The organism is Chitinophaga skermanii, from assembly GCF_003259335.1.
GTDB lineage: Bacteria > Bacteroidota > Bacteroidia > Chitinophagales > Chitinophagaceae > Chitinophaga > Chitinophaga skermanii.
Genome location: NZ_QLLL01000002.1, coordinates 542,567 through 568,757 on the forward strand (window position 1 = coordinate 542,567; position 26,191 = coordinate 568,757).

The window sequence follows — 26,191 nt, forward strand, 5'->3', positions numbered from 1 at the left end:
GATTTTCAATCGGAAGCTTAGTATTACGTATTTAATACCCCTTATATACCTTTTACGTCGATGGAAAAAACATGGGATATATATCCAAACCATTGGAAGAACATTGAACAACCATTGGAAGAACATTAGAAGAACATTGGAAGATATTATAATTGCCTATTTGCTCCCGATACATGATATGCTAATCATTTATACATCAACACATTATAACGTCATTAAAAAATATTATTACACTGTGTTTAATATTCACTACAATTACAGCTCCCCTAAATTAGGTGGGGATGTGACTAATTTGATAGACAACTGCTGGCATCATTAGTCCCCCAAAATGCTTTACTTTGTTTAGCAATATGTAGTATGGAACACCAAGAAATCGAAGCACCCGGCGAACTTCGTGGTATTATTAAATGCTTTTGGTATTTCAAAAGAGATTTTGGTTCTATTGAATCCAATTTTGAAATTATGCCCGATGGCTATGCTGAAATATCATTCTGTTTTGGGCAGCCTTGTAGTTTGGTGTCGGGTGGAAAGCTTATACCCCTACCCTCGCCTTTTATTATGGGTATGCTGAACCAACCGGTTGTTCTTCATACGAAAGATGTATTTGAAGTAATTGGGATTAGGTGTTACCCATGGACTGTATTCGATTTATTAGGGTTGCCCCCAGGGAAGGAAGAGGTTCATTTCTTCCATCACCCTATTTCACAACTACAATCTACATTAGCGCAATTATTACAAGACGGCAATCCCCTAGCCGCCTTAACTACAGTGAAAGATTATTGCTTACAAGCTACACCCCATGTTGCTATCGACGATACCATTTTTAAAGCCGGTATTGCTATGCGGGAAAGTAATGGTGCTATACCGGTAAGCCAAGTGGCCGCCGCCGCGCATGCTAGCATACGCACATTAGAAAGGAAATTCAAACAATCGGCCGGCTTCACGGTAAAAGACGTAACCGGGCTTATTCGATTTGAACAGGTTAGAAATCACCTCTGGAAACATCCCGATGCAAACCTAGCCGGGTTAGCAGAAGAAATGGGATATACCGACCAAGCTCACCTCAGCCGCGAATTCAAACGCTATAGTGGCACTACGCCTGCTGCTTTCGCTCGCCATGCGAAGAAAATGTTGTAAGCCAACAATTGTCGTGTTTATACAAGCCTAGAATAATTGGCTTTCGGAATTTTGTGTCACAAATTATTCCTAGTCATTATGCTCTACGTGAGCAAAATCATGTTATGTACGATGTAATTATTGCCGGTGCAGGCCCAGTGGGTTTGTTCCTCGGCTGCGAGTTAGCCCTCGCCAACTGTAAAGTATTGATCCTTGAAAAAGCGGATCGCCCTGGCTCTATTTTAAAGAAGTTGCCATTTGGGATGCGTGGTTTAACTGCGCCTTCCATTGAAGCACTTAATTACCGTGGGTTATTGCAAGAAATGAAAATCCCCCTTCAAGTAAAAAACCCTTTCGCCGGTAACACTCCTATACAACAACGCCCTGGTGGGCATTTTGCCGGCATCCAGTTTCATCTTAACCAAGTAGATACTAGCCAATGGAAATATCGCCTTCCCATCACAACAGATTTCAATCTTATGTCGGAAATGGAAGAATTAGAATCCACCTTCACCCGCAAGGCCCTATCATTAGGTGTAACCATTTTACGCGGCACGCCTATTACAAGTTTTGAACAAACAACCGATGAAGTGATAATACTAGCCAACAACGAAACATTTACAGCTAAATGGCTTGTTGGTTGCGATGGTAGTCGAAGTGTTGTTCGAAAAATAGGAGGCTTTGAATTTGCCGGTACAGAACCTGAATTTACCGGTTATACTGTAAAGGTAGCATTTGAAGATCCTAGTATTTTGAAAATGGGAAGAGTGCTTACCCCAACAGGCATGTACTTCCAACACCAACCGGGCTACCTAGGTATCCAGGACTATGATGGTGGCGCCTTTCATAACGCAGGCACGCCTATTACGCGGGAACATATTCAAGCCGTACTTCGCCGCATTTCAAACACCAACGTTACGATAACAAATGTAGAAGTTGCTACTACATGGACCGACAGGGCCCGCCAAGCTACCCAATACCGAAAAGGCCGTGTATTATTAGCCGGTGATGCCGCGCATATTCATTCGCCACTAGGTGGCCAAGGTTTGAACCTGGGCTTAGGTGATGCCATGAATGTAGGTTGGAAGTTAGCCGCTACTATTCACGGTACAGCGCCAGCTGGCTTACTAGATACCTACGAATTGGAACGACATCCTACCGGGCAACAAATTCTTGATTGGTCGCGGGCACAGGTTTCTATAATGCGTCCTACAGCGGCTGCGCATGCATTAAATGCCATACTACGTGATATTATGAACACCCGGGATGGAGCTACTTATTTTGCTGGGAGAATTTGGGGACTTCAAACACATTATCAGCTCAATGGCGATCACCCATTAACAGGGTATAGCGTTCCTAATTTTAATTTTGAAGATGGAACATTGATGTCGGCACATATGGAAGCTGGCAAAGGCATATTGCTCAACTTTGCGGCCAATACTTCTTTACAAAAGTTCGCCCAACAATTTGAACACCAAGTTAAATACTTAACCATACCGGCTAATGATCAATTAGGCTTACATACATTATTAATTCGACCCGATGGTATTGTTGCCTTTGCTTGTGATGAGATGCCCATCATCGAAGCCTTAGAACAAGCAACCTTACAATGGTTTACGGCATAAATAAAAAGGCTTGCAGCAAGTTTACTACAAGCCTTTTTACAGTTTACGATTACAAAGGTTTTTCGATAATTCTATATCCAACTACTGCTTGATCGGATGTACTTGTTTGATTGAAATTCGCCAAGTACATATTCACATCAATCGCAAAGGCAGTAGTTATTAATGGCAAGCCAGGATTGTTCGGATCCCCTGTTGCGCAAACGGCACAAACCCTGGCAACATCTTGACAAAGTTCGTCCACTTCTGCTTGGGAAGAGATCGAGTAATTTGCAGCCACTTTTAGAGAGGCTCGGTACAAGTTCATTTGCGAAACAGTGTATGGATTAGCTAACTGTGGTCCATTATAAATAAACCAAGTTCCGTTACAGGTAGGGGCTTTACTTAAACTGCGAGCGTTTACAATACATGCGCAACTAATAGCAACTACTATAGTTGCTAATGAAAAAAATACATTTTTCATAATAAGGGGTAAGTTAATGTGGAGTGTGATTTGAATTACAAATAATAGCGATAGCCGAGTTCATTTATAAGAAGCTCATCTTCAGTCGAAACCTATTTATGTAACAAAGTTCATACTCTTACCTGCTTTGGCATTACAAGGCACATCGCTACTTCCCACCTAACTCCGATAGCTGTTTTTGCGCATTAGTATTCTTTGGGTTTAACGTTAATGATTTCCCAAACATAGCCATCGCTTCTTGCCGCTTTCCCAAATGCTTTAAAGCCCCGGCATAACTATCGTACACATTTGCACTATTGGGGAAAAGGATGGTATTCAATGCCAATACCTTTAAGCCTTGCTGTTGAAATTCATTGTAGAACATTTGTAAACCCATTACATTCATTTCGCGCTCATCTAAATAATACGAAGCAGTATCTGATTTCTTTGAATTGAATGCAACTAAGGCCGAATCGGGGTTGGAAAGAATTAAAGTACGAACGTACAATTTCGCCAGCGATTTTTTGTTTAGCCGGGGGGTAAGCCCATTCAATGCTCTTAATAGGCTAACGGCATTTGAAGCATTTTCCCTATGTGTTTCATTATTTAGTAAGATCAACGTTTGATCCTTCGTTACATTACGTAAGAGAATGGTTACAGCCCCAGTCATTCCGCCAGGGTGAAAAACAACTTTACCATACGTGGTATCTTTTAAAATCATCCATCCTAAACCATAATAGCAAACGGCATTATCCCATCCTGTAGCGGCTAGCTCACCATTATTTAGTTTTGCCGGCGTAAGAGCTTCTTCCAAAGTAGCCGCTTTCAATAACTTATTATTGTACAAAGCCCTGTCGTACAATAATAAATCGCCGGTTGTACTTATAATGTTACTATGCCCCACAAAATCGCCCAAGTTATGTAACTCAATACGATTTTGTTGTAATAAATCATTGCGTTGCTTAATCCAAGGTGCATAGGCTGGGAAGTCGTATCCTATGGCGCGGTTAGTATCATTATCACTTTTCGATCCAATGGCGATATAGGTATGCGTCATACCGGCCGGCTGGAATATATTTTTACGCAAATATTCCTGGAAAGTAAGCCCACTCATCTTCTCTACCACCAAAGCTAGTAAACAATAGCCAGGGTTTGAATAGCTCCATTTTTCGCCGGGTTGAAATCTCAATTCACCTTGTCCTTGGTTAATAACCGTTAATATATCCTCATTCTTGAATACCCTTGTTGTATCAGCCTCATACGCAGCTTCAAACATTTGGAAATCAACTAAACCGGATGTATGGTTTAATAAATGGCGAAGGGAGATATTGGGATATTTGAAGGTTGGAAGATATTTTTGAACCGGGTCCTCTAGTCGTAATTTGCCCTTTTCCTTTAATTGAAGAATAGCAATCGCGGTGAAAGTTTTTGATAAAGAGGCCAGTTGAAAAGTGGTTTGATCCGTTAATGGCTTCTTTTGTTGCACATCTGCCGATCCTCCATAATCTTTCAATATAACACGACCTTTTTCAGCTACCAATAAGTTACCCGCTACTTCGTAATTGTTGTACAATGCTTTAAATAAACTATCCACCGTTTGTATGTTGGATTGAGCCGATAACCGTGCTTCCGTTGCCAATAAGAAGACCAACGAAAGCGTAAATAATTGTTTCATGGAACTAACTTTTTTAAGTTTAATTAGAATGACTATCCCAATATACGAAGTTATTCGTAGATCATAATTTTATCTTACGCTTGAGAATTTCACAAGTCGTTTTTTATTGATAATCAATAAAAACAACCTTTAGTTGTCGATATACAACCCAAAGTAGCGACTACGCAACTAATAGGTGTTACTTTTATGGTGCTGTATGAAGGGAAGCGAAATACCTTTGCTGCATCGTCGACGACCACATTTTCAATTTCAAAAAAGCACACAATTATGGAAGCTATAAATATTGGTAATAAAATCGCGAAAGCACGCAAACAGGTAAATATGTCGCAAGCACAACTTGCACAACAATTATTTATTAGTCCCCAAGCAGTGGGTAAATGGGAACGTGGTGAATCTGTACCAGATATTATAACAATGAACCGCCTAGCGGAGATTTTGCGGGTAGACTTAAATTATTTCTCCGGCAGCTTTGCTACAGTACGTAGTGAAGAGGTTGTGATGATGCCATCAAGCGCGGTATCCAATCGCCCTGGTCAACAAGCTTGGGATATGTCGAAAGGTAATTGGGTTAATGCTGACTTCTCGGGCCTGAAAAACCTGCATGAACAATTTAGTTCTTCCAATATGCAAAAATCCAAGTTCATTGGGTCGGATTTACCCGGCTTGCTATTACGGAACAACTACATTTCGCAATGTGACTTCTCGGCCTCGAACATCAATAATAGTCAATTTCAACAATCACACCTGGTAGACACCAAGTTTAATGAATGTACCTTGCAAGCATCCCAGTTCACGGATAGTCATATAAAAAACTGCGACTTCTCCGGTGCTGACTTTACAGGGGCGAAATTTACATCTTGTTCATTTTCAAAAAATATCATCAACCACGCCATTCTTACCAATACTTCTTTTCATGATACCCATTTCAGCGGCATCATTTTCTATGGTTTGATAGAGGATTGTTATTTTGAAAATTGCGGCTTCTCTAAAGTAATTTTTCAACAAGCCACCTTACGCAATACCTTCTTTAAATGTAAATCACTGAAAAACATTCAATTTATAGATAGCCAAGCTGATCGTATGACCTATGAATTCTTGAAAAATGGGAAAGCCAATGTAAGTGGGCTCACATTATTACCGGCATAATTACAGGCAGCCGTCTCAACTGTGTAGAGGCGGCTGTTCATCTTTCCACCATTGTTGAAAAGAAAGATATTGTTGATTGGCATCATGATGAGCATCCAGCGCTGCCTTTAATTCCTTTTTATCTAACAGGTAAGCGTTATTGTGTTTTCACCGGCCATTTACCATAATAGGCTAGTACTTTATATTTCCCTTGCACCCGCCCAAATATAAAACCAAAGAAGCTATCGGCAGTGCCATTTGGTTCGGGATATTGTTCATATACTTCATACATGCGCGAATTTTTATCGACAGCTTGGCGTAAGCTGATATAGTAATCTTCGTTTATATTTTTGTCAATCTCGTGCAACTCGTCGCTTGTTGCTTGGGGGATAATGCGGCGTACGGCGTCATGAAAAATATCATGATAGTACTTGGTAAACGCTTCGCTACTAACAGCGGTAGCTAGCTTATTAACTTTACCGGCTTGTACATCTGCATTTGTCCATTGCATGCCGGTTTGAATAGGAAAGTGTATGAACGATGTAATGTCATGTACACTATTTGTTTTTACGGCAGCTTGGAATGCCGTGAAGGTGGTTAGAAAGTTTTGTTCATCGCTCGTACCGGTTGTATCGGCAGCCCGGGTTAAGGTATCGGTATATTCCGGCAATGTTGAGCTGGGAGCTGGTAGTTTTTCTTGGCGGCTAGAATTGTTGTTACAGGCTATTAACAAGACCAGTAAACAAAAACTGATGTGGGTAGTTGTTTTCATCATGATAGATATGGTATTGAATAAGGAACCACAAGTTTTGTACCGAAGCGGGATGATACTTATATTTACATACACACTTGGAAACCATGGAATTCGATCTTAACAATAAAAACCTTGTACTGTTCCTTTTAGCACAATTTCCTTTTGCCTCGAATGATGAATTGGAAACTATGTTAACGGATTACCTCGTTGAAAATTTCGACTTCCCTACCCATGAATGGATAGAGGGCTTAACGGGTACCGAAGAAGAAACAGATAATTGGAACGGTTATACCTTTGTTCACCGTATAAACGACGAGGTAACATTATTTGTAGAGTTTCACCCACAGGAAACCATTTATTTTTTTAACGATACCTATTTAGGCAATACGGGAGGTAATTACCGGTTATCGCTCTTAAGTTGGGATGAATTACAGGCTATTCTTCAACACCAACACAACGACTATTTACTTCTTTTATTACTCCTTTTACCGCTAACCATCGGGCGTTCCCAAGAACGTACTGCCATCGAAGCAAATGTGCGAAGGTTACTAAAAGCAACAGCGCTCGAGCTAGACGAAGTTAACGTAGAACTGTTTACGCAGTTTATTGTTCGTCATCTTATATTTGAAGAGGAAGACATGAATACACTTCAGTACCAAGAGAATATAGGCTTCGTTACGAATAGGAACCATTCAGAGAGAAGTTTGTCGAACAACCCGGTAGAGATTACAGCAGTTAACAAAGTTATCACACAAGCATTAAAACTGAGCGGGATGTAGTTTGCCAAGTGGTTGCTTTGCTGCTAAACTTATTGGGAAACGGGCAATTCTGTCTACACATTCTACAAAATTCAATAACTTTAAAAGAGTGAGCATCTACTAAAATAATATGAATAACCGCTACAGAAAACGTTTTCCTACAATACATCAATTAAATTTATTATAAAGGCATATTTCTTGTGAGGATTTTCATGAGCGACCAGCTCTTATATACCAGTTAAATAGGCACCAATGAAAAAGGTAATACTTGTAGACGATGATGAAGATATCCGTGAAGCCCTCTATCTTGGGTTACGCAATTCACCCTTTGAAGTTAATTTCTTCGAATCGGGTAACGATATTTTAACTAAAGACTTAGAAGCACCGGATTTATTCATACTTGATCGAAATATTTCGGGGCAAAATGGTATTGAACTGTGTAAGTTTATTAAAGGTGATGATAAATACGGGCATGTACCGGTATTAATTATGTCGGCCTACCCTGATGTACATATCTCCGCTGCCGAAGCTGGGGCGAATGATGTATTAAAGAAACCGTTTTCTTTACATGCTTTACGAGAAATGATTCATAAATATTTATAACAATGAATCAAAATGCTACTTAGTGTACATCATCAACGCACATACAGTGAAGTCTAAAAAATCTTCTTAAATTTTTTAAGCGTGGATGAAATAAGTTTTCGTTTTTTCAATGCTTTTGTTTCGTCCAATCCTCCTTCAGACTTCCCCATACTACCACACCACTCAAAAATGTAAGTGCCCCGGCAATATGTACCGCCATCATTAAGCCAAAAAAATGTGCCACAATACCAGCCATGAGGGCACCTATGGCATAACCCATATCTCTCCAAAAACGGTATACTCCCAAAGCACTAGCACGCCAATTGGGATGTGCAGCATCACTTACTGCAGCTAATAACGCAGGATACACCATAGCTGTACCAACGCCTAAGAATACCGAGCCAACCAAGCCTGCTTGTAATGGTGGGAATATCTTCATTCCAATTACGATATGTCCTAATACTTGCACAAACATACCTGCTACAATTAAAGGTTTACGGCCAATTTTATCTGCTAAAGGACCTGTAATAATTTGTCCTACTCCCCACACTACTGGGTATACAGCCTTAATCCACCCCACCCCTTCTACACCTACACTCATGGTAATAAACAACAAAGGGAAAACGCCCCACGACATGCCATCATTTAAATTGTTGATTAACCCGGCTTGTGCAACTGCGCGAAGATTCTTATTCTTAAAAGAAGCTTCTTTGAAAGTCCACCATAAATTGGGTGTGGGCGTAGCTTCACTTGCTTTACTAACTTGCGTAGATTCCAATTGGGCAAAAGCACGCGTATCTTTAACCACCCAAATCGATAACATGAACCCTGCTATGGTATAAAAAATACCGATGTAAAAAGGGGCGGGGCGCAAACCATAATGAGCTGCTAAATACCCGGTAAGTAAAGCCGTTAAGCCAACGGCACCATATCCAGCAGCTTCATTTAAGCCCATCGCAAAACCGCGTTTTTTAGGTCCCACAAGATCAATCTTCATGTTTACCGTCATCGACCAAGTGAATCCTTGGCTTATGCCAAGTAAAATATTAGCAGCAATGATCCAATTCCAAGAAGGCCCATATGCCAAAATAAATGGAACAGGTAAACCAATGATCCAACCTAATATCAACACTTTCTTCCGTGTATACCGGTCGGCCAATACGCCCGACACCAGGTTTGTACATGCTTTTACAACACCAAATGCTATGATGAATGAAAAAATTATAATCCCACTATCAATATGAAACTCCGCTGTACCCACTAGCGGAACAACGGTGCGCTCTAGCCCTACCATTCCTCCTACTAGCATATTCACTATAACTAGTAATACGAATTGTGGCCAATTTTCCTTCAACCCTAACTGAACATTCACAATAATATGATTTGATAAAGTCCACTATTCAACAAATTAATTGAATAGAAATCAATAGCTAAAAAAGGTGTACTTACGTACACCTGCTTTCTATATTTATATTTTATCGACCCGCGTTATTGGCAGGCCTTTTAACATCCAATCGGGAAAACCGCCATCCATTCGTTTTGCTTGGAAGCCTTCGCGATGTAGCAAGGCTACAGCTTCATCGGCATATACACAAAATGGGCCACGGCAATACGCTATGAAGGTTTTGTTTTTCGGTAATTGCTTCAACTGTTGTTCTAGTGTAGCAATTGGTATAGACATGGCATGGTGAATATGACCACGATTGTATTCTTCTTGCGGGCGAACATCCAATAAGATCACTTCGTTTTGTTCGATCAACTTTGCAAGGGTGTCTATATCGACCGTTTCCATTTCGCCATAACCTTTCCGAAAATCGGTGACTACTTTTTCTACAGCGTTATTATACACCATCCCTAATTCGCGTAAACTTGCCCACGCTTGGTATACATTTTCACCGGCTAAACTATACAGCATAAAATTCCCATTCCGTGTAATTCGCACCAGCTTAGCAGCTTTCAAATGCTGTAAATGTTGCGAGGCATTGGCAATCGGCATACCTGTATTATTAGCAATATCCTCAACAGAAAAAGGGCCTTGTGCAAGAAGATCAATAATCTCCAAGCGGTGAGGATTGCTCATGGCTTTCGTTACTTTTGCCAACTCGCCATACACGGAATCTTTGAAGGCTCTTTTATTCATATTGCTATAATGGGGGCTACTTGTTTGTCAATTGCTGATCCAAGAATTGTTCTAATGCTTTATCATGTAAATTGATAGCGATGATCTTTCCTTCTTCATTCACCACTACGTTGAACGGCAATTCTTCCACACCGTAATCACGCGCAGGAACGCTGTTCCAGAATTTTAAATCGCTTACTTGCGGCCATGTAATACCTAAGCGCTGGATACTTTTTTCCCAGTTCTCTTTTTTACTATCCAGTGATACACCTAATATTTCGAAGCGACCACTGTTTGCATGTTTCTTATAAATAGCTTTTAGTAAAGGCTGTTCTTTCACACAAGGTAAACACCAGCTTGCCCAAAAATCGATGAGCACAATTTTACCATGTAGATCGCTTAGCTGTAGTGTTTTTCCACTGGGTTGTAGCAGGCTAATAGCTGGCGCTTGATCACCAACTGCTAATGTTTTATTTTGCGCGTTGCTGTGTAAAGCGGTTACCAACAGCACGAAGAGTAATAATTGTTTCATAATTTATTGCACGGTTGGGTATTGCTTATCAATCCAATCTACTTTTAAATTCTTCGGCACGTCTAGCAATTTGGCATTCTTGAAGCCCATATCCATTAATGTTTGGAAGGCAGGACGTACATTAGGGCAACGATCAAATGGGCAACAGCCACAATAGATAACAATTGCTTTGTCCTTTTTTACATTTTTTAAATAATCTTTTAGCTTTTGCAAGCTGCCGGCATCATGTGCCGCACCTATGTCGATTGAACCTTTAATTAACGCATCTGGTCCAACGTTCAATACGAGTAAATCCTTTGTTTGGTTCGATGTAATCTTATCTGCCAATGTTTTGGTGGCCATTAATTGGCTGTTGGTCCATGGTTCCTTTGCTTGGCTAAATACTGTTTGCTGCACTACAAGCAACAAACACATCCATAAAAAGAGGTGCTTCATAACGGTTATTTTTTCAAAGATAACTAAAACTATTCAATAAACTCATTGAATAGATTACGATCGCATATTACCGTTAAATAGCTAGAAATATAGGTTGCCATATTAAATACATAGATAATATACCCTGGCTATAAGGGGAACATTGGGAGAACATTGGAGGAACATGAAAGTATATTGCTTGAACAAGTATCTTCTTCATCTTTCCTCTTTCACAAGCACATTTAGCCGTAGATATTGCTCTTATTGTATAAACCCGGTCGCTAGTATTATATAATTTTATTATTTACGGCATAAGAAAGTGCTTCAACAATGTTATCGACACCCAATTTTTCGAAGATGCGGCGGCGGTAATATTTAACCGTATCAGGGGCAACGAAAATTCGTTCTGCAATTTCGATAATTGTGAGCCCTTGCGCATATAGGTATAAAATCTCCATTTCGCGGCTTGTAAGTGCCGTTTTCTTCGATTTACGCCAAGTATTAGATGCTAGGTCCAGTTCCCATTTGTCATCGCTACCATGCTTGTAAATGTATATATTCCCAGCGGCCTTATGGTGACTCATAGATACGATACACATCGATTTCCAGAGTTTCCCATCGTTTGTAAGAAAAAGCGGTGTTAGCTTGTGATTAATCAGTATTTGGCGACCGTCTTTATGTATAAGATGAAAATCGTAAGTAATGCTGTATTGGGATTTTTCTTCAGAAGGAAGATTTTTATAGAAGTCGAACCCGGCCTCGTTGAGGGCACTTAACATTTGTAAATCACTTTGTGGCACATGGTTAAAGTAAAATTGGTACCCCATTTCCTGCACCTCCCCTGCCGAATAACCCGATAAAAACAACGGGTTATCTGACACATACTCAAACGACATGTTCTCGTAATTAATTACATACACACTCTGGTACGTTAAACGAGCAAATGCCTTCACCGCCTCCAAGTAATCTTGATTTTGTAAGCGGTTTTCAGGCGAAATATTCGCTAAGTTGTTCTTTGTCAATAAACTTGAAGGGTGGTTACTTGGCTTCATTACAATCAAATAACAGCAAATTTACACTAAAGTGTAGTCCCCGGAAATATTTTTGTTTTGACTTTTGTACATATTACATCAACAAGCAAATCCAAAATCTCCGTACTGTTATGAACTGTAGGCTATGTAACCACCCGGTGAATGATAAATACTGTAGCCATTGTGGTCAACCGCTAGTAATCAAGCGTGTTGATAGTCATTACGTGGTGCATGAAATTACCCATGTTCTTCATCTTGAGAAAGGTATCTTCTACACAATGAAGGAATTATTATTACGTCCTGGTTATTGTGTAAAAGAGTTCTTTACGCACGATCGTAGCCGCCTGGTGAAACCTATTATTTGGATCATTATCACCTCCCTTATTTATACCATTTTCGAGCATCTTCTTCATGCAGAGAATGCAACACAAGGCACGACTACTGTAAGTCCTACTGCTAATAAGATGTTAGTATGGATACAGGCTCATTATGGGTATTCCAACATTATTATGGGTCTATGTATTGCTTTGTTACTGAAGTTGTTCTTTTTTAAATACCCATATAATTTGTACGAGATATTGATATTATTATGCTTTTTAATGGGCATGGGTATGTTGATTTTAACTGTATTTGTTATTGTAAAAAATGGCTTACATATTCCTACTGGTCATACAGGGGCATTTGTGGCTATGGGATACAGTATTTGGGGCATTATACAGTTTTATGGCACAAAAAAGGTAAGTACATATATTCTTGCCACGGCAGCCTATCTGATTGGGTCACAAGGATTTTATTTTTTGGCCGGGTTAATTGGCGCCATCATAGATAAATTTATCAAACACTAGTAATTGCAGCATTTTACGCTTCGCAACATCCCGGTAAGCTTGCTTGCCGGGATGTTCTTTTTTATACCTTCCATAAAAAAGGCACAAAAGTTGCCGCTATTCATTTATTGCAACAATCAACGACCCTTATGACGAACTAAAACAAAGCAACCTTGCAACATTAGAACCATTATCAATCCATTTCTTTATTAAACCATGAGCGCATGAAAAACCTTTTCGTCCTTTTAGCAGCCGGCTTGACTGTTTCGCTATTTGCATGTTCAACAGATGACGACATCGACAATGAACCCAAATATCCACCTGTAGAAACAAAAGATCCCAATAGTAAATACAAACCGGCCTTTGCTGGTCAAACCAGGGCTGCTGGCGTTAAAACCACCACCCAATTAAGCGTAAAAACTATAACATCGGGCTTAACATCACCTTGGGCTGTTAAAAGCTTGCCAGATGGCAGGTTATTGGTAACGCAGAAAACAGGTACCATGCGTATTGTAGATACAGCAGGTACATTAAGTGCCCCTATTACGGGCTTGCCAGCCGTCAATGCAAATGGGCAAGGTGGCTTATTGGGATTAGCTATCGATCCTCAATTTACCACTAACCGCATGGTGTACTGGGTATTCTCCGAAAATGTAGCAGGTGGTACTGTAACAGCCGTCGCAAAAGGTCGTTTAGCGAATGATGAAAAAACGATTGAAGGGGCGACTGTTATTTACAGGGCCAACCCAGCCTACAATGGCACTTTGCACTATGGCGGCAGAATTATTTTTGATCCCCAAGGAAATTTATTTGTGAGTACGGGCGAACGTTCCGATTTAGCTACCCGCCCACTCGCGCAATCTGTTACAGCTGCATTAGGTAAAGTATTACATATTACAAAAGAAGGGCAAGCCGCACCCGGTAATCCTAACTTCGGCACAGAAGCTTTACCAGGATTATATTCCATCGGTCATAGAAACGTACAAGGCTTAGCTTTACACCCAACTACAGGTGATTTATGGGAAGGTGAATTTGGCCCGCTTGGTGGTGATGAAGTAAACCGTATCCAACCAGGCAAAAACTACGGTTGGCCTATTATAACATATGGATTGGAATATTCGGGCAAGCCCATTGGCGACACCATCCAACAAAAAGATGGTTTAGAACAACCCATCTATTATTGGGACCCAGTTGTGTCGCCTAGTGGCATGACTTTCTACACAGCGGATCGAATCCCAGAATGGAAAAATAACCTATTCTTGGGTGCATTAAGTGGTATGCATATTGTTCGCTTAGTAATTGCCAATAACAAAGTAGTTGGTGAAGAAAGGTTATTAGCCGGCGAGGGACAACGTTTCCGCGATGTAACCCAAGGAAATGACGGGGCTTTATATGCCGTTACCGATCAAGGTAGATTATATCGAATCGACAAAGCAAACTAACAAATATGGCGGCATCTTATACGAATGTAAGATGCTGCTTTTTTTATACCTGCTAGCAAAGTAACTTCGCCCAAAACCTATTCATGTTATTTCCCCGCTACCTCCTATTCCTTCTTCTTTCCTTTACTGCTATAACATCTTACGCCGGTGGCCTTTCAGCATGGAGTGAAAAAACACCTTTCAATCATATCATCGAACATGATGGCACAGCAGGCGGTTGGGTTAGTCTTTATTTGGATACTACTACTGTCAACTTCAAAAACTTTTACTTTTATAAAACGTACCTTATCGCTTACGATGATTCGTTACAATACATCATCAACGAAAAAACGAGTACCGTTCAACAGTTTCACAATGAAACAGCATGGAAAGCAGCCTTAAAAGAACAAAGTTTGGAACCTATTTGGAAAAGAGAATACAACAGTAATTATGGCACCGATAAATTGGCAGTCATCTTCTTCTTAATTTTCGTTCCATTCCCCTTGTTGTTGCCGATATTTTGGTTGGTTTGTATCGTAAGTTTGGCATTACCTTCCCGGAAGATGTGGGTATTTAGAAAACATTTCAGCTGGGTATACCCGGCCGTGATTTTATGGGCGTTATTGAGTGATTGGGTACCACAGAGTTTTTAATGTTCGAAATAAAAAAGCCTGGTACCACAGATGCGGTACCAGGCTTTCGTATAAGTAAAGTTCAATCGCCTATTGCAATGACTTTTGTAGTTTAAATTGTTTCTTGTAATTATTGGCCGAGATATTGAGTACGTAAAATCCTGGTGGCAACTTAGCAGCATCAATTTTATACCTGCTTTGTTGGGATTTAAAACTAACGCGTGCTTGCGCACGGCCATTTATATCGTACAAAGTGGCTACATGTGATGTTACGTTGGCCGGTAAAGAGTAATAGATTTCTTGCTGGAATGGATTCGGGAAAGCTGCAATACCTAGGGCTTTTTCATCTGAAGCAACTTCTTCCATTTTACGACCCGTTGCTACTGTACTAGAACCAACTACAGGCCCCACAATGCTGAAATTGAATTTTTCCCAGCCTCCGATGGTTGTACGCGTACAAGTCATATCAGCTGCACCATTTTCAGAAGACACATAGAATCCATTATTACCACGTAACGAAATAGTGCCATCACTGTTTTGTATCCAATCGAATAGCTCGGTAGCACCAGCGGCAGTGCGGTTACATGTAATAGCCGTGGCCCCGTTTTCGGATGACACATATTTACCCATACTACGTAAGGCAATTTTTCCTCCGGTAGCAGATAGTACGCTAAATTGTTCCCAGGTTTGCGGGGCTGTTCTTGTGCAACGCATAGCTTGCGTACCATTTTCACCACTTACATACAAGTTATTATTACCTCTTAACGTAATAACCGAGCCTACCGGCGCTACTGGGTTGGCTGATGCAAATGATATCCAATTTAAGTTAAAGCCTCCTGTAACTACTTGCAAACGCAATGTTTGTTCGCCTGCAGCTAAAGTGGCTGTGGTATTTACAGTAGTCCAAGTTTGCCACGCACCTGTTACTGGCAGTGTTGTAGTAGCCAACACCGTATTTCCATTTTTCAATTGAATAGAACCTGCTGTTGTTTGTGCTGCTACGCGGTATTGAATGTTATACGTACCGGCTGTTTGTACATTTACTTTATAGTCTAACCAATCTCCAGCATCTGTATAACCTACGTTTAACCCTCCCCCGGTATCGGTAGTTGTTTCTGTTTGAATACCACTCATGGAAGTGTAGTTTTCTGCTTGAACTGTTCCAGGAATTGGAATAGCCGGAGTAGGACCAGTTGGCACACCACCTAACCAAAGCAAGCCATCAATTATAAACTTGTTTTGTGTAGCACTTGCAAAAGTGGATGATTTGCCGGTATTGGTCGCGTAGTTCATGTCGTTATGCCCAAAGTTGGCATACAACATCTTGTAGTTTTTGTTTGTCCAGATTACTGGATAGTAACCGCTGTACCAAGATTGATTGGGATCGGTACCTAATGGAAAACTAGAAGGATCGATGGAACATAGAATGCTGATGTTACTGTTGTTACGCAAATCGTTGCTCCATGCATACCATTCGCTAACGGCGCTGGTAAAGGTAGTAGGAAGTTGTTGGGTACTAGGGTGATTTTGGTTTTCACAACGTAACACAGCTGTTGTTGGACCCCAAGTATTACTTTGAAAATTACCCGACCCGAGGAAGGTATTGTTATACCAGCTCCAAGCATTTGCGTTCGTCGTAAAGGCACATACGTGGAAACCCATCCAAGCACCTCCATTTTGCATATAGGTTTGGAAGGCTGCCCGTTGTGTAGCATTCGTAGGAGCATCATCTAAGAAAAGTACGACCTGGTATTGCGACAAGAACGTTGCATTTAGGTTGTTCCAGTTAGTGGTTGATTCATAAGAAAAATTGTACTGGGCTGCCATCTGCGGAAACCATTGGTTAGCCTCTTGCACAAAGTTAATGTGCGCGGCATCCCAAGTGCCATTATAAAAGGCTATAACTTTGAAACGAGGCGTTTGCGCCTGTACACCTAAATACGATAGTAGTATAAGGCATAGAAGAGCCATACATCTGTAGGCTTTTTTGAAAAGGGGCATGTTGTGTGGAAACATGGAATTAAAGGTTTAAGTGATTATAAAACGTGGAATGGCTCAATAGTATAAGACCGGCTCAACAATACCGGTTGCAGCAATGTAGTATTACTCCCCTGCTTCAAGCAGGCACATGTGAAAATGAATAATTACGCGAATAATTGATAACTCGAAAGGTAAACTTATAAAAAAGAACTGCCGTAATTTTTCAATGTTTTACCTTTACAAATTGTATTTGAACAAGTTTTTGTTAGGGGAAAGCTCTTCATACCGTGAAACAATTATAAAAGATACAATAGTCAAATGAAAATTGCAATAGTTGGTACACATCAAGTCGGAAAAACTACATTAGCGCAAGCAGTACATGCTGAACTACAAGACTATACCCTACTGCAAGAACCCTATCACGACCAAAATGAAGCGGGCATTCCTACAGCGGATGATTTCATTCAACAATTCAACTATTCCATCAAGCAAGTAAATACCGGCAATGATCGTGTTATTTTCGACAGGTGTATTATTGACATCTTAGCATATTTACACGCAGTTTCTCCTACCTTAAACATCCAATCATTCTTCACCCAAGCACAAACGGCTATATCAACAATTGATCTATTCATTTTCATTCCCATCGAAAAGCCCGATATCGTTACCTCATCACAAGTAGAAATGCCTAAACTTCGGCAGGCTGTAAACGATTTACTAATTGAATGGATAGATGATATGGGCATAGACGCGTTAGTGGTAAGAGGAGATATTCAACTTCGTTTAGCAACTATCATGAACAAACTGGCTGGTAGCGCAGTGTAAATTATAAGCTCTCGACACACACACCGTCATAAGAGATATATATTATTTGAGTATTATACCTGTTTTACATTATCGCAATGCTTGTGGTGCCTGGTTTATTATTTCCCATAATTGTAAACCTTTCCTGTATTTCCCTGTTATCAATAACAAATACACCCAACCTGGGCATAAATGGCAGGTATTTAATACCCCCCTCATTAGCACTTCTCTCAACGTTTTAGCTTAGTAACATAGGCTGCTCAGCTGTACTGAAGCTGTCTTAACTTTCACAAGATTAATTGATTTTCTATGACTAGTTTGACTAAAACTTTGGGGAAATCGCTGTCATTATTACTGCTGTTTTCCTCTTCCTTCGCTTCCCTACAGGCCCAGAAGAAACCCAATATCCTCGTCATTTTCGGGGACGACATTGGTATTCCACAGATAAGCGCCTATACAAAGGGATTAATGGGCTACCAAACGCCGAATATCGACCGGATCGCTAATGAAGGTATGCTCTTCACCGATTCGTACGGGCAACAAAGCTGCACGGCAGGCCGGGCCTCTTTTATATTAGGACAAGAACCATTTCGAACAGGTTTACTAACGATTGGGATGCCGGGCGATCCACATGGTATTACCAATTGGATGCCTACCATTGCCGATGTCATGAAAACACAGGGCTATGTAACCGGGCAGTTTGGTAAAAACCACTTGGGTGACCAAGATCAACACCTTCCCACGAAACATGGGTTTGATGAGTTTTTTGGCAACCTCTATCACCTGAATGCGGAAGAAGAACCTGAAGGATACTTCTATCCAAAAGATGCGGCTTTTAAAAAGAAATACGGGCCTCGTGGCGTCATTCGCTCTACTGCGGATGGTAAAATTGAAGATACAGGTCCGTTAACCTCTAAACGGATGGAAACAGTAGATGAAGAATTCTTGAAGGCAGCGAAAGATTTCATCAACAAATCCTCCCAAGGCGACAAACCATTCTTCGTATGGTTTAACAGTACTCGTATGCACGTGTTTACCCACTTAAAACCTTCATCCATGGGTAAAACCGGGAAAGGCATCCATGCCGATGGTATGGTGGAACACGATGGTATGGTAGGGGAATTACTAGACTTATTAGACCAGCTCAAAATAACGGATAATACAATTGTGGTTTACACCACCGATAATGGTGCAGAACTTGCCTTATGGCCTGATGGTGCTATGACCATGTTCCGTGGTGAAAAAGGTACTACTTGGGAAGGCGGGTTCCGCATACCTATGATGGTTCGTTGGCCTGGTAAAATTAAAGCCGGTACTGTCAGCAATGAAATTATTTCTTTGATCGACTGGTTCCCTACTTTATCCGCCGCAGCAGGCTTACCAGATGTAAAAGAAAAAATGGCCAACGGCTTCACCGCAAATGGCAAACAATTTAAAGTGCATTTAGATGGTTACAACTTCCTTCCATACCTCCAAGGCAGTACAGCTAAAGGTCCACGCGATGCCATCTACTATTTCGACCAAGGGGGTAATTTAAATGCTGTTCGTTGGAATGATTGGAAAACCAGCTTTGCAGTTGCCTCTCATGGTAATATTGCTACTGCTACACGGTCCGTTCCGGCGTGGTCGTTAATCACTAATCTACGAATGGATCCTTATGAAAGAGGAATGGAAGATGGTGGCGAATCGATGAAATTCTTCGCGCAACAAATGTGGCTCCTTGTACCAATACAAGGTAAAATAAAAGAATTCTTCAGTGATTTTGATAAATACCCTTATCAAACAGGTAGTACCTTAAACGCATCTGGTATTAACTATGGCCTATTACGGCAAACAGATGCACTTAAACGATTAAAAGAAGTAGAATCGATGTCGACCCCTAGAAACTAGCAATACAACTTACTATAAAGCAAAAAGGATGCTGATAAAGCATCCTTTTTACTTTGTGGCCACCAGCACTAAGCTATCACGGTTTAAATTTTCGCGGTAACTGCGTTAAATGGCTTTGTTTACTTCAAACCATTCTAAACTATTGACATATCAATATAATAATCATCCAGGTTAAAAAGATCGATTTCATGTTGTATAATTCTACTGTTAAATTAGAACAAGCGGGTGAGCAAACACTGCTCGTTTCGACAAACACACGGTTTCTTTCGACCAAACAATTCTTAATAATTTGTTAAATACAACTGCCGCAACCATGCATCTATGCTACATTTACAGCAATACAATTCACATTGTGTAGTCAATATTCCACAAAAAATTAACTAGTTCCACAACACTTGTTTACAGTTGCTAAATAGCCGTTTACTTCTGGTATACCGTTTGCCTTTTCACTCACAAGTTTATTCATTCACTTAAAACCATATTTTATGAAAACAATGCTGAAACTTTTGGGTGTATTATTATTAACATCGTTCATTTTTGCTGCTTGTAGTAAAGATGATGATCCAGCTGATACAGACATTTTTGCCGGTACTTTTAAAGGTAAAATAAGCTATACTGCCGGTGGTGAAACTACAAACGCCGATGATGGTAGCATTTTCGTTACGAAAGTTGGTCGTCGCTATGATTTCAGATTCTCGAATGGTATTCCTGATTTAACGGGCGTGGAATTCGAGCAAAAAGACGATAATACGATGGTTAACATTGGTGCTTCAGGTACAGGGTTAATTACTATTAATAAAGATAAGTTAGTGATTGGCTTTACAAGAGACGGTAAAACTTGGACAGCCGATTGTACCCGCTAAACATTACAAATCCGAACTATAGTGAATGGATGTATCCATTACATGTTAGCCGCGAAATTTGTCACGCACATTCGATCATAAAAAAGGCTAGTGTCTATTAGATACTAGCCTTTTTAAGCTTATAAGTTAGCCGAGATAGATGTCAATTCATCTACCAAGGCTCCTCCTTTCAGATCTTTCTTGATAATAATGCCTTGCGGGTTGATGAGTACATTCGATGGTATACTGGTAACTCCGTACATTTTTGCGACCGCGGTACCGGTGTTATCTAGCAATTGTGTCCATGTTAATTGATCTTTTGCTACTGCAGCTAACCAATCGTTCTTCCTTTCATCAATTGACACGCTCACGATTTTGAAATTCCCGGCGCCGTACTGCTCGAACAATTTCTTTAAATTAGGATGTTCTTCGCGGCATGGTTTACACCAAGAAGCCCAGAAATCCAATAAAATGTATTGCCCCTTAAAAGCACTAAGTTGTACAATGTTCCCTTCCATATCCTTCAAAGTAAAATCGCGCATAGCTTGGCCAACTTTGATTTCATTGGTTTTCAGAATCATGCCATGTACATATTTCCCTTTTTCCGAGGATTGTAAAGTGGGTAATAATGCATTGTAGGCCTTTTCTACTTCATCGATCATCATGCGCACACCGGAATAACGTACAATAACGTCGAGACTTACCGGTGAATTAGGATGTTCCTTCGCAAAATCCAATTCAATTTGCACCCGCTCTTTAAAACGCTTGATTTCAGCTTTCTCTGTTGCATGCACCAGTGCCGTGTCTTTCCGCTCTTCTGCCGTTAAATCATCTACGTTCCGTGCACCATGGTATTTATGACGGAAAGGTTGCATTTTATTTTGCAAAAGTTGGTAGGTATTATTGAGCGGTGTTCCTCCAACGGTAGCACCTTTTAACGTATCCTTACTATTAACAACGATCGTACCCGGCTCTAGGTATACACCCAGCGATTCACGCACAATATCTGCGAATTGGGGGTTTTCATTTCTATAGATAGAAGCGGTAAAAGGCTCGCCACTAATAGTTCCTTTGAAAGAAAAACGATGGTTCTTAGCAACAGTTGAATCCAAATAGGATTGCCCCTTTTGCCGGTACATTAAATACAGCTTATCTCCATCCTGGATTAGCTTCCCATTGCCTTTAATAGTATAGGTAGATTGCGCTTGCATACTCGAAACAATGGCAAATACTGCCACCATGATAGGGATCACTTTCATTGCAGGAAAGATTTTGGTTGAGTAATGGGAAATTATCATAAAATCTTGAAACGCGAAAGCACAAGCCCGTATTGTTTCATCTTGATCAATTTAAATAGCTTCTAACTACTTATCCCACCAATAAACCCCTCATGCTCAATACCACGAAAAATAAATTTGCGTAGTTAAATGACTACATATATATTTGTGTAGTCAAATAGCTACATAATGAACCTAAGACGAGATGTATTCCAAGCCATCGCCGATCCCACGAGGAGAGCGATACTACTGCTGGTGGCCTCGCAAGCCATGTCGGCAGGCGCCATTGCGGCCAATTTCGATACGGCACGCCCTACAGTTTCCAAGCACTTGCAAATACTGACCGAGTGCGAATTACTGGAACAAGTGCAGCAAGGTAGAGAAGTTATTTACCACTTAAACCCCTTAAAAATGAAAGAAATAGCCGATTTCATCGAGCCATTCCGCCAAATGTGGGACGATCGATTCAACAAACTAGAAGCGATTATGAAAAACTATACACCTAAAAAGAAATAACCATGGAAAGAAAAACGAAAGTACATGCCGAAGAAGGCAAACAAGAAATCTTCATCACCCGCGAATTCGATTTACCGCTCGAATTATTATTCAAAGCCTACGAAGAAGCCGACATTGTAGAACAGTGGATGGGCACTAAAGTAGTAAAGCTCGAAAATAAACAACACGGTGGCTTCGAGTTCGAAACATCCGATAATAAAGGCAACGTGGTATTCCGTGCAAACGGTACCATCCACCAATTCGTTCCTAACGAAAACATTATTCGCACTTTCGAAATTATGGGCACCCCGCATGGTATTCAATTAGAGTACTTACACTTCGAATCTATCAGCCCGGAAAAAAGCAAGCTCAATATGCAAATCATTTACCGCTCGGTGAAAGATCGTGATGCCTTGATTAGCATAGGTGTAGGTATGGCCATTGGTATCGACATGGCACACAATCGTTTAGAAAAAGTATTATCCAATTTACAATAACTCGTTATGTCAAAAAGAAACAAAATCATTTACTGGATCGCTACACTTTGGTTGGCTTTAGGCATGGTATCTACCGGTATCGTACAAGTTTTTAAGGTAGCACAAGAGAAGGATTATATGACCCAATTAGGCTACCCTTCCTACTTCCTTACGATTATTGGTATATGGAAATTCCTAGGCGTGATTGCTATATTATTGCCTAAATTTCCAGTAGTAAAAGAATGGGCATACGCAGGCTTCTTTTTCACTATGACCGGCGCAATTATTTCACATATTGTAGTAGGTGATGGTATGGGCGATATCTTTCCCGCGATTTTATTGTTAGCTTTAACAGCGCTCTCCTATTTCTTCCGCCCTACCGACAGGAAAATCAATTCTATTCACGCATAAAATTTTCAGCCATGGCTATCCAAAACCCAAAAGTTGATTGGTTCTTCGAGAAAGAATCTAAGTGGCAAAAAGAATACAGCATCCTCCGTGCCATTGCGCTGGATTGTGGTTTAACGGAAGAATTGAAATGGGGCTGCCCTACCTATACCCTAAATGGCCAGAACGTAATGTTGATCCACGGCTTTAAAGATTATTGTGCCATCCTATTTATGAAAGGGGCTTTACTAGCAGATGAAAATAACATCCTTATTCAACAAACAAAAAACGTACAAGCAGCTAGGCAAATTCGATTCACTTCAGCAAAAGAAATCCAACAAGCCGAATCCACCATCAAAGCCTATATCTACGAAGCTATAGAAGTAGAGAAGGCTGGCCTGCAGGTGGAAATGAAAAAAGTAGAAGCATTCGAGATGGCAGAAGAGTTCGAAGTAGCGCTAAACAAAAGCGCCAAACTCAAAAAAGCTTTCGAATCCTTAACACCCGGCCGCCAACGGGGCTACCTACTCTATTTCTCTTCCGCCAAACAAGCGAAAACGAGGCAACAAAGGGTCGACAAATATATTCCGCACATACTCGATGGTAAAGGGTTTGAAGATGAATAGGCAAAAAATAGCCCCCGGTGTTAGTCCGGAGGCCATCTATTTATCCAACTATTAAAAACCTTACTTTTTCACATCAAACCTATCCGCGTTCATTACTTTGTTCCATGCAGCAACAAAGTCGTTCACGAATTTAGTTTGACCATCAGCGCTACCGTATATTTCCGCGATAGCTCTTAGTTCTGCATGAGAACCAAATACTAAATCGACGCGGGTAGCTGTCCATTTGGCTTCACCGGTTTTACGGCTTGTACCCTCGTACACTTCGCGGTCTTCTGATGCTGCTTTCCATGCAGTATTCATGTCTAATAAGTTCACGAAGAAATCGTTGGTTAATTGACCAGGGCGGTTGGTGAATACGCCGTGTTTAGACCCGTCGTAGTTCGTACCCAATACGCGCAAACCGCCTATCAATACCGTTAATTCTGGTGCTGTTAAACCTAGTAAATGCGCTTTGTCAATCAACAATGCTTCCGTAGATGCATGTAAGCGACCTTTGCGGTAATTACGGAAACCATCTGCCAATGGCTCGAGGTAACCGGTTGACTCAACATCCGTATGATCTTGCGAAGCATCCATACGGCCGGCTAAGAATGGAACAGTGATATTTTGCCCTGCTTCTTTCGCAGCTTTTTCAATACCGGCAGCACCTGCTAACACAATCAAATCTGCGAGAGATACTTTCTTGCCACCTGCTTGGAATTCTTTTTGAATCGCTTCCAATGCATCTAATACTTTTTGTAATTGCGATGGATTGTTCACTTTCCAATACCTCATCGGCGCTAAGCGAATGCGTGCACCGTTTGCACCACCACGCTTATCGGAATTGCGGTAAGTAGAAGCGGATGCCCAAGCGGTAGATACTAATTCAGCAACCGTTAAGCCTGTTGCTAAGATTTTTGCTTTCAAGGCTGCTACATCTGCATCGTTGATCACTTCATGATCCAATGCTGGGATGTAATCTTGCCAAAGCAATATTTCTTCCGGCACTTCCGATCCTAGGTAGCGAACACGTGGCCCCATATCACGGTGTGTTAATTTAAACCAAGCACGGGCAAATGCATCTGCAAAAGCATCGGGGTTTTCTAAGAAGCGGCGGGAGATTTTTTCATACACAGGATCAAAACGTAATGAAAGATCCGTGGTTAACATCGTCGGACGATGTTTCTTGCCTTTATCGTAAGCGTCGGGGATAATGTCACCTGCATTTTTGGCTACCCATTGGTGTGCACCGGCAGGCGATTTTGTTAATTCCCATTCAAACGCGAATAAGTTTTCGAAGAAGTTATTGCTCCATTGGGTTGGTGTAGTAGTCCATGTAACTTCTAAACCAGATGTAATGGTATCGGCACCTTTACCCGAGTTGTAGCTATTGCTCCAACCAAGGCCTTGGGCTTCAATACCGGCTGCTTCGGGTTCTTTGCCTACGTGCGTAGCAGGTGCTGCGCCGTGGGTTTTACCAAAACTATGTCCACCTGCAATAAGGGCCACTGTTTCTTCATCATCCATGGCCATACGACCGAAAGTATCACGAATGTCTTTCGCGGCAGCAATTGGATCGGGGTTACCATCCGGGCCTTCAGGGTTTACATAAATTAAACCCATTTGTACAGCTGCTAAAGGCTTTTCTAAATTACGTCCATGTATATCACCATCTGCATCATCGTCCGAACTTACGACTCCATGATTTTCAACCACGCCAGGAGAACCATGTGCATAGCGCACATCACCGCCTAACCAAGTGGTTTCAGAACCCCAATACACATCTTCGTCCGCTTCAAAAGCATCCACACGACCACCGGCAAAACCAAAGGTTTTGAAGCCCATCGACTCTAACGCTACGTTACCGGTTAAGATCAACAAATCGGCCCAAGAAAGTTTGTTACCATACTTTTGCTTAATGGGCCATAACAAACGGCGTGCTTTATCTAAGCTAACGTTATCGGGCCAGCTATTCAACGGGGCAAAACGTTGTTGACCAGAACCAGCACCACCACGACCATCAAATACCCTGTATGTACCGGCGCTGTGCCAAGCCATACGGATAAACAATGGGCCATAATGGCCGAAATCCGCCGGCCACCAATCTTGTGAATCGGTCATCAACGCATGTAAATCTTTTTTCACAGCTGCTAAATCGAGGCTTTTGAAAGCTTCGGCATAGTTGAAGTTTTCATCCAATGGGTTCGATTTGGACGAATGTTGACGGAGAATATTAAGCTTTAATTGATTAGGCCACCAATCGGGGTTACGCGTACCTCCGCCGGCAACATTGTTTTTCAGTGTCCCATTGTGGAAAGGGCATTTGCTGATGTCGTTTGATTCTTGTCCCATTTTTAAAATTTTATGGTATTGAGTTGAATGCTTCCT

Annotated in this window: 26 protein-coding genes; 15 read left to right on the forward strand and 11 right to left on the reverse strand. The window is 41.0% G+C overall.

Going from position 1 to position 26,191, the window contains the following annotated elements:
• Window positions 1-357: 357 nt before the first annotated feature.
• Complete coding sequence (locus LX64_RS06335; protein ID WP_111596767.1) at window positions 358-1,137, forward strand: AraC family transcriptional regulator; 780 nt, start codon at window positions 358-360, stop codon at window positions 1,135-1,137.
• A gap of 104 nt (window positions 1,138-1,241) precedes the next feature.
• A complete protein-coding gene (locus LX64_RS06340; protein ID WP_111596768.1) occupies window positions 1,242-2,741 on the forward strand; it encodes an FAD-dependent monooxygenase in 1,500 nt (499 codons plus the stop codon).
• Window positions 2,742-2,790: 49 nt separating this feature from the next.
• On the opposite strand, the gene LX64_RS06345 is transcribed toward LX64_RS06340, so the two are convergent.
• Window positions 2,791-3,201 carry a hypothetical protein gene (locus tag LX64_RS06345; protein WP_111596769.1) on the reverse strand — a complete coding sequence of 137 codons (411 nt, stop codon included), beginning with the start codon at window positions 3,199-3,201 and terminating at the stop codon, window positions 2,791-2,793.
• A gap of 148 nt (window positions 3,202-3,349) precedes the next feature.
• Window positions 3,350-4,855, reverse strand: coding sequence for a serine hydrolase domain-containing protein (locus tag LX64_RS06350; RefSeq protein ID WP_111596770.1), 1,506 nt, complete (start codon window positions 4,853-4,855; stop codon window positions 3,350-3,352).
• Between the two features lie 267 nt (window positions 4,856-5,122).
• Here LX64_RS06350 and LX64_RS06355 point away from each other — a divergent pair, with 267 nt between their 5' ends.
• Entirely contained in the window at window positions 5,123-6,001 is an 879-nt protein-coding gene (locus LX64_RS06355) for a pentapeptide repeat-containing protein (RefSeq protein WP_111596771.1), read from the forward strand.
• A gap of 136 nt (window positions 6,002-6,137) precedes the next feature.
• On the opposite strand, the gene LX64_RS06360 is transcribed toward LX64_RS06355, so the two are convergent.
• Window positions 6,138-6,755 carry a hypothetical protein gene (locus LX64_RS06360; RefSeq protein WP_148707213.1) on the reverse strand — a complete coding sequence of 206 codons (618 nt, stop codon included), beginning with the start codon at window positions 6,753-6,755 and terminating at the stop codon, window positions 6,138-6,140.
• 83 nt (window positions 6,756-6,838) lie between these two features.
• On the opposite strand from LX64_RS06360, the gene LX64_RS06365 reads away from it, so the two are divergent.
• Both LX64_RS06365 and LX64_RS06370 read left to right on the forward strand, forming a co-directional pair.
• On the forward strand, window positions 6,839-7,513 hold the full coding sequence (locus LX64_RS06365) for an Imm19 family immunity protein (RefSeq protein WP_111596773.1): 675 nt from the start codon (window positions 6,839-6,841) through the stop codon (window positions 7,511-7,513).
• A gap of 231 nt (window positions 7,514-7,744) precedes the next feature.
• Window positions 7,745-8,095 carry a response regulator transcription factor gene (locus tag LX64_RS06370; protein ID WP_111596774.1) on the forward strand — a complete coding sequence of 117 codons (351 nt, stop codon included), beginning with the start codon at window positions 7,745-7,747 and terminating at the stop codon, window positions 8,093-8,095.
• 106 nt (window positions 8,096-8,201) lie between these two features.
• On the opposite strand, the gene LX64_RS06375 is transcribed toward LX64_RS06370, so the two are convergent.
• The 5 genes from LX64_RS06375 to LX64_RS06395 form a co-directional block, all read right to left on the reverse strand.
• A complete protein-coding gene (locus LX64_RS06375; protein WP_245952567.1) occupies window positions 8,202-9,446 on the reverse strand; it encodes an MFS transporter in 1,245 nt (414 codons plus the stop codon).
• A 96-nt stretch (window positions 9,447-9,542) separates the two neighbouring features.
• Complete coding sequence (locus tag LX64_RS06380; protein ID WP_111596776.1) at window positions 9,543-10,214, reverse strand: ArsR/SmtB family transcription factor; 672 nt, start codon at window positions 10,212-10,214, stop codon at window positions 9,543-9,545.
• A gap of 16 nt (window positions 10,215-10,230) precedes the next feature.
• Window positions 10,231-10,725 carry a TlpA family protein disulfide reductase gene (locus LX64_RS06385; RefSeq protein ID WP_111596777.1) on the reverse strand — a complete coding sequence of 165 codons (495 nt, stop codon included), beginning with the start codon at window positions 10,723-10,725 and terminating at the stop codon, window positions 10,231-10,233.
• Between the two features lie 3 nt (window positions 10,726-10,728).
• The gene (locus tag LX64_RS06390; protein ID WP_111596778.1) at window positions 10,729-11,160 is read right to left on the reverse strand and encodes a rhodanese-like domain-containing protein; all 432 of its coding nucleotides are present in this window, start codon (window positions 11,158-11,160) and stop codon (window positions 10,729-10,731) included.
• 266 nt (window positions 11,161-11,426) lie between these two features.
• Window positions 11,427-12,191 carry a response regulator transcription factor gene (locus LX64_RS06395; RefSeq protein ID WP_111596779.1) on the reverse strand — a complete coding sequence of 255 codons (765 nt, stop codon included), beginning with the start codon at window positions 12,189-12,191 and terminating at the stop codon, window positions 11,427-11,429.
• A gap of 110 nt (window positions 12,192-12,301) precedes the next feature.
• Between LX64_RS06395 and LX64_RS06400 the strand changes: the two genes are divergently transcribed.
• The 3 genes from LX64_RS06400 (at window position 12,302) to LX64_RS06410 (ending at window position 15,068) form a co-directional block, all read left to right on the forward strand.
• On the forward strand, window positions 12,302-13,015 hold the full coding sequence (locus LX64_RS06400; protein WP_111596780.1) for a DUF3667 domain-containing protein: 714 nt from the start codon (window positions 12,302-12,304) through the stop codon (window positions 13,013-13,015).
• A gap of 203 nt (window positions 13,016-13,218) precedes the next feature.
• On the forward strand, window positions 13,219-14,436 hold the full coding sequence (locus LX64_RS06405) for a PQQ-dependent sugar dehydrogenase (protein WP_111596781.1): 1,218 nt from the start codon (window positions 13,219-13,221) through the stop codon (window positions 14,434-14,436).
• 83 nt (window positions 14,437-14,519) lie between these two features.
• Window positions 14,520-15,068 carry a hypothetical protein gene (locus LX64_RS06410; protein WP_111596782.1) on the forward strand — a complete coding sequence of 183 codons (549 nt, stop codon included), beginning with the start codon at window positions 14,520-14,522 and terminating at the stop codon, window positions 15,066-15,068.
• A 69-nt stretch (window positions 15,069-15,137) separates the two neighbouring features.
• Here LX64_RS06410 and LX64_RS06415 read toward each other — a convergent pair whose 3' ends face one another.
• Window positions 15,138-17,018 carry a carbohydrate-binding protein gene (locus LX64_RS06415; protein ID WP_245952568.1) on the reverse strand — a complete coding sequence of 627 codons (1,881 nt, stop codon included), beginning with the start codon at window positions 17,016-17,018 and terminating at the stop codon, window positions 15,138-15,140.
• 327 nt (window positions 17,019-17,345) lie between these two features.
• On the opposite strand from LX64_RS06415, the gene LX64_RS06420 reads away from it, so the two are divergent.
• The 3 genes from LX64_RS06420 (at window position 17,346) to LX64_RS06430 (ending at window position 20,584) form a co-directional block, all read left to right on the forward strand.
• A complete protein-coding gene (locus tag LX64_RS06420) occupies window positions 17,346-17,852 on the forward strand; it encodes an ATP/GTP-binding protein (protein WP_111596784.1) in 507 nt (168 codons plus the stop codon).
• Between the two features lie 288 nt (window positions 17,853-18,140).
• A complete protein-coding gene (locus LX64_RS06425) occupies window positions 18,141-19,721 on the forward strand; it encodes an arylsulfatase (protein ID WP_111596785.1) in 1,581 nt (526 codons plus the stop codon).
• 485 nt (window positions 19,722-20,206) lie between these two features.
• Window positions 20,207-20,584 carry a hypothetical protein gene (locus LX64_RS06430; RefSeq protein ID WP_111596786.1) on the forward strand — a complete coding sequence of 126 codons (378 nt, stop codon included), beginning with the start codon at window positions 20,207-20,209 and terminating at the stop codon, window positions 20,582-20,584.
• A gap of 119 nt (window positions 20,585-20,703) precedes the next feature.
• Here LX64_RS06430 and LX64_RS06435 read toward each other — a convergent pair whose 3' ends face one another.
• Window positions 20,704-21,822, reverse strand: coding sequence for a TlpA disulfide reductase family protein (locus LX64_RS06435; RefSeq protein ID WP_158538548.1), 1,119 nt, complete (start codon window positions 21,820-21,822; stop codon window positions 20,704-20,706).
• 207 nt (window positions 21,823-22,029) lie between these two features.
• On the opposite strand from LX64_RS06435, the gene LX64_RS06440 reads away from it, so the two are divergent.
• From LX64_RS06440 to LX64_RS06455, 4 genes are read left to right on the forward strand one after another with little or no spacing between them, the layout of a single operon-like run.
• Window positions 22,030-22,356: an ArsR/SmtB family transcription factor gene (locus LX64_RS06440; RefSeq protein WP_111596788.1), complete on the forward strand. Its 327-nt coding sequence runs from the start codon at window positions 22,030-22,032 to the stop codon at window positions 22,354-22,356.
• 2 nt (window positions 22,357-22,358) lie between these two features.
• Window positions 22,359-22,832: an SRPBCC domain-containing protein gene (locus tag LX64_RS06445; RefSeq protein ID WP_111596789.1), complete on the forward strand. Its 474-nt coding sequence runs from the start codon at window positions 22,359-22,361 to the stop codon at window positions 22,830-22,832.
• A gap of 6 nt (window positions 22,833-22,838) precedes the next feature.
• The gene (locus tag LX64_RS06450) at window positions 22,839-23,222 is read left to right on the forward strand and encodes a DoxX family protein (RefSeq protein WP_111596790.1); all 384 of its coding nucleotides are present in this window, start codon (window positions 22,839-22,841) and stop codon (window positions 23,220-23,222) included.
• Window positions 23,223-23,233: 11 nt separating this feature from the next.
• The gene (locus LX64_RS06455; RefSeq protein WP_111596791.1) at window positions 23,234-23,824 is read left to right on the forward strand and encodes a YdeI/OmpD-associated family protein; all 591 of its coding nucleotides are present in this window, start codon (window positions 23,234-23,236) and stop codon (window positions 23,822-23,824) included.
• Between the two features lie 60 nt (window positions 23,825-23,884).
• Here the strand turns inward: LX64_RS06455 and katG are convergent, their stop codons facing one another.
• Window positions 23,885-26,155 (reverse strand): catalase/peroxidase HPI, encoded by a 2,271-nt coding sequence (katG, locus tag LX64_RS06460; RefSeq protein ID WP_111596792.1) that lies wholly within the window; start codon window positions 26,153-26,155, stop codon window positions 23,885-23,887.
• Window positions 26,156-26,191: the final 36 nt, after the last annotated feature.

Coding starts and splice junctions, on each gene's coding strand:
- LX64_RS06355 (WP_111596771.1), top strand. CDS start 5,123: ATGGAAGCTATAAATATTGGTAATAAAATCGCGAAAGCACGCAAACAG.
- LX64_RS06395 (WP_111596779.1), bottom strand. CDS start 12,191: ATGAAGCCAAGTAACCACCCTTCAAGTTTATTGACAAAGAACAACTTA.
- LX64_RS06425 (WP_111596785.1), top strand. CDS start 18,141: ATGACTAGTTTGACTAAAACTTTGGGGAAATCGCTGTCATTATTACTG.
- LX64_RS06390 (WP_111596778.1), bottom strand. CDS start 11,160: ATGAAGCACCTCTTTTTATGGATGTGTTTGTTGCTTGTAGTGCAGCAA.
- LX64_RS06400 (WP_111596780.1), top strand. CDS start 12,302: ATGAACTGTAGGCTATGTAACCACCCGGTGAATGATAAATACTGTAGC.
- LX64_RS06415 (WP_245952568.1), bottom strand. CDS start 17,018: ATGGCTCTTCTATGCCTTATACTACTATCGTATTTAGGTGTACAGGCG.
- katG (WP_111596792.1), bottom strand. CDS start 26,155: ATGGGACAAGAATCAAACGACATCAGCAAATGCCCTTTCCACAATGGG.
- LX64_RS06335 (WP_111596767.1), top strand. CDS start 358: ATGGAACACCAAGAAATCGAAGCACCCGGCGAACTTCGTGGTATTATT.
- LX64_RS06350 (WP_111596770.1), bottom strand. CDS start 4,855: ATGAAACAATTATTTACGCTTTCGTTGGTCTTCTTATTGGCAACGGAA.
- LX64_RS06430 (WP_111596786.1), top strand. CDS start 20,207: ATGAAAACAATGCTGAAACTTTTGGGTGTATTATTATTAACATCGTTC.
- LX64_RS06345 (WP_111596769.1), bottom strand. CDS start 3,201: ATGAAAAATGTATTTTTTTCATTAGCAACTATAGTAGTTGCTATTAGT.
- LX64_RS06385 (WP_111596777.1), bottom strand. CDS start 10,725: ATGAAACAATTATTACTCTTCGTGCTGTTGGTAACCGCTTTACACAGC.
- LX64_RS06360 (WP_148707213.1), bottom strand. CDS start 6,755: ATGATGAAAACAACTACCCACATCAGTTTTTGTTTACTGGTCTTGTTA.
- LX64_RS06445 (WP_111596789.1), top strand. CDS start 22,359: ATGGAAAGAAAAACGAAAGTACATGCCGAAGAAGGCAAACAAGAAATC.
- LX64_RS06435 (WP_158538548.1), bottom strand. CDS start 21,822: ATGAAAGTGATCCCTATCATGGTGGCAGTATTTGCCATTGTTTCGAGT.
- LX64_RS06340 (WP_111596768.1), top strand. CDS start 1,242: ATGTACGATGTAATTATTGCCGGTGCAGGCCCAGTGGGTTTGTTCCTC.
- LX64_RS06440 (WP_111596788.1), top strand. CDS start 22,030: ATGAACCTAAGACGAGATGTATTCCAAGCCATCGCCGATCCCACGAGG.
- LX64_RS06365 (WP_111596773.1), top strand. CDS start 6,839: ATGGAATTCGATCTTAACAATAAAAACCTTGTACTGTTCCTTTTAGCA.
- LX64_RS06420 (WP_111596784.1), top strand. CDS start 17,346: ATGAAAATTGCAATAGTTGGTACACATCAAGTCGGAAAAACTACATTA.
- LX64_RS06410 (WP_111596782.1), top strand. CDS start 14,520: ATGTTATTTCCCCGCTACCTCCTATTCCTTCTTCTTTCCTTTACTGCT.
- LX64_RS06455 (WP_111596791.1), top strand. CDS start 23,234: ATGGCTATCCAAAACCCAAAAGTTGATTGGTTCTTCGAGAAAGAATCT.
- LX64_RS06450 (WP_111596790.1), top strand. CDS start 22,839: ATGTCAAAAAGAAACAAAATCATTTACTGGATCGCTACACTTTGGTTG.
- LX64_RS06370 (WP_111596774.1), top strand. CDS start 7,745: ATGAAAAAGGTAATACTTGTAGACGATGATGAAGATATCCGTGAAGCC.
- LX64_RS06405 (WP_111596781.1), top strand. CDS start 13,219: ATGAAAAACCTTTTCGTCCTTTTAGCAGCCGGCTTGACTGTTTCGCTA.
- LX64_RS06380 (WP_111596776.1), bottom strand. CDS start 10,214: ATGAATAAAAGAGCCTTCAAAGATTCCGTGTATGGCGAGTTGGCAAAA.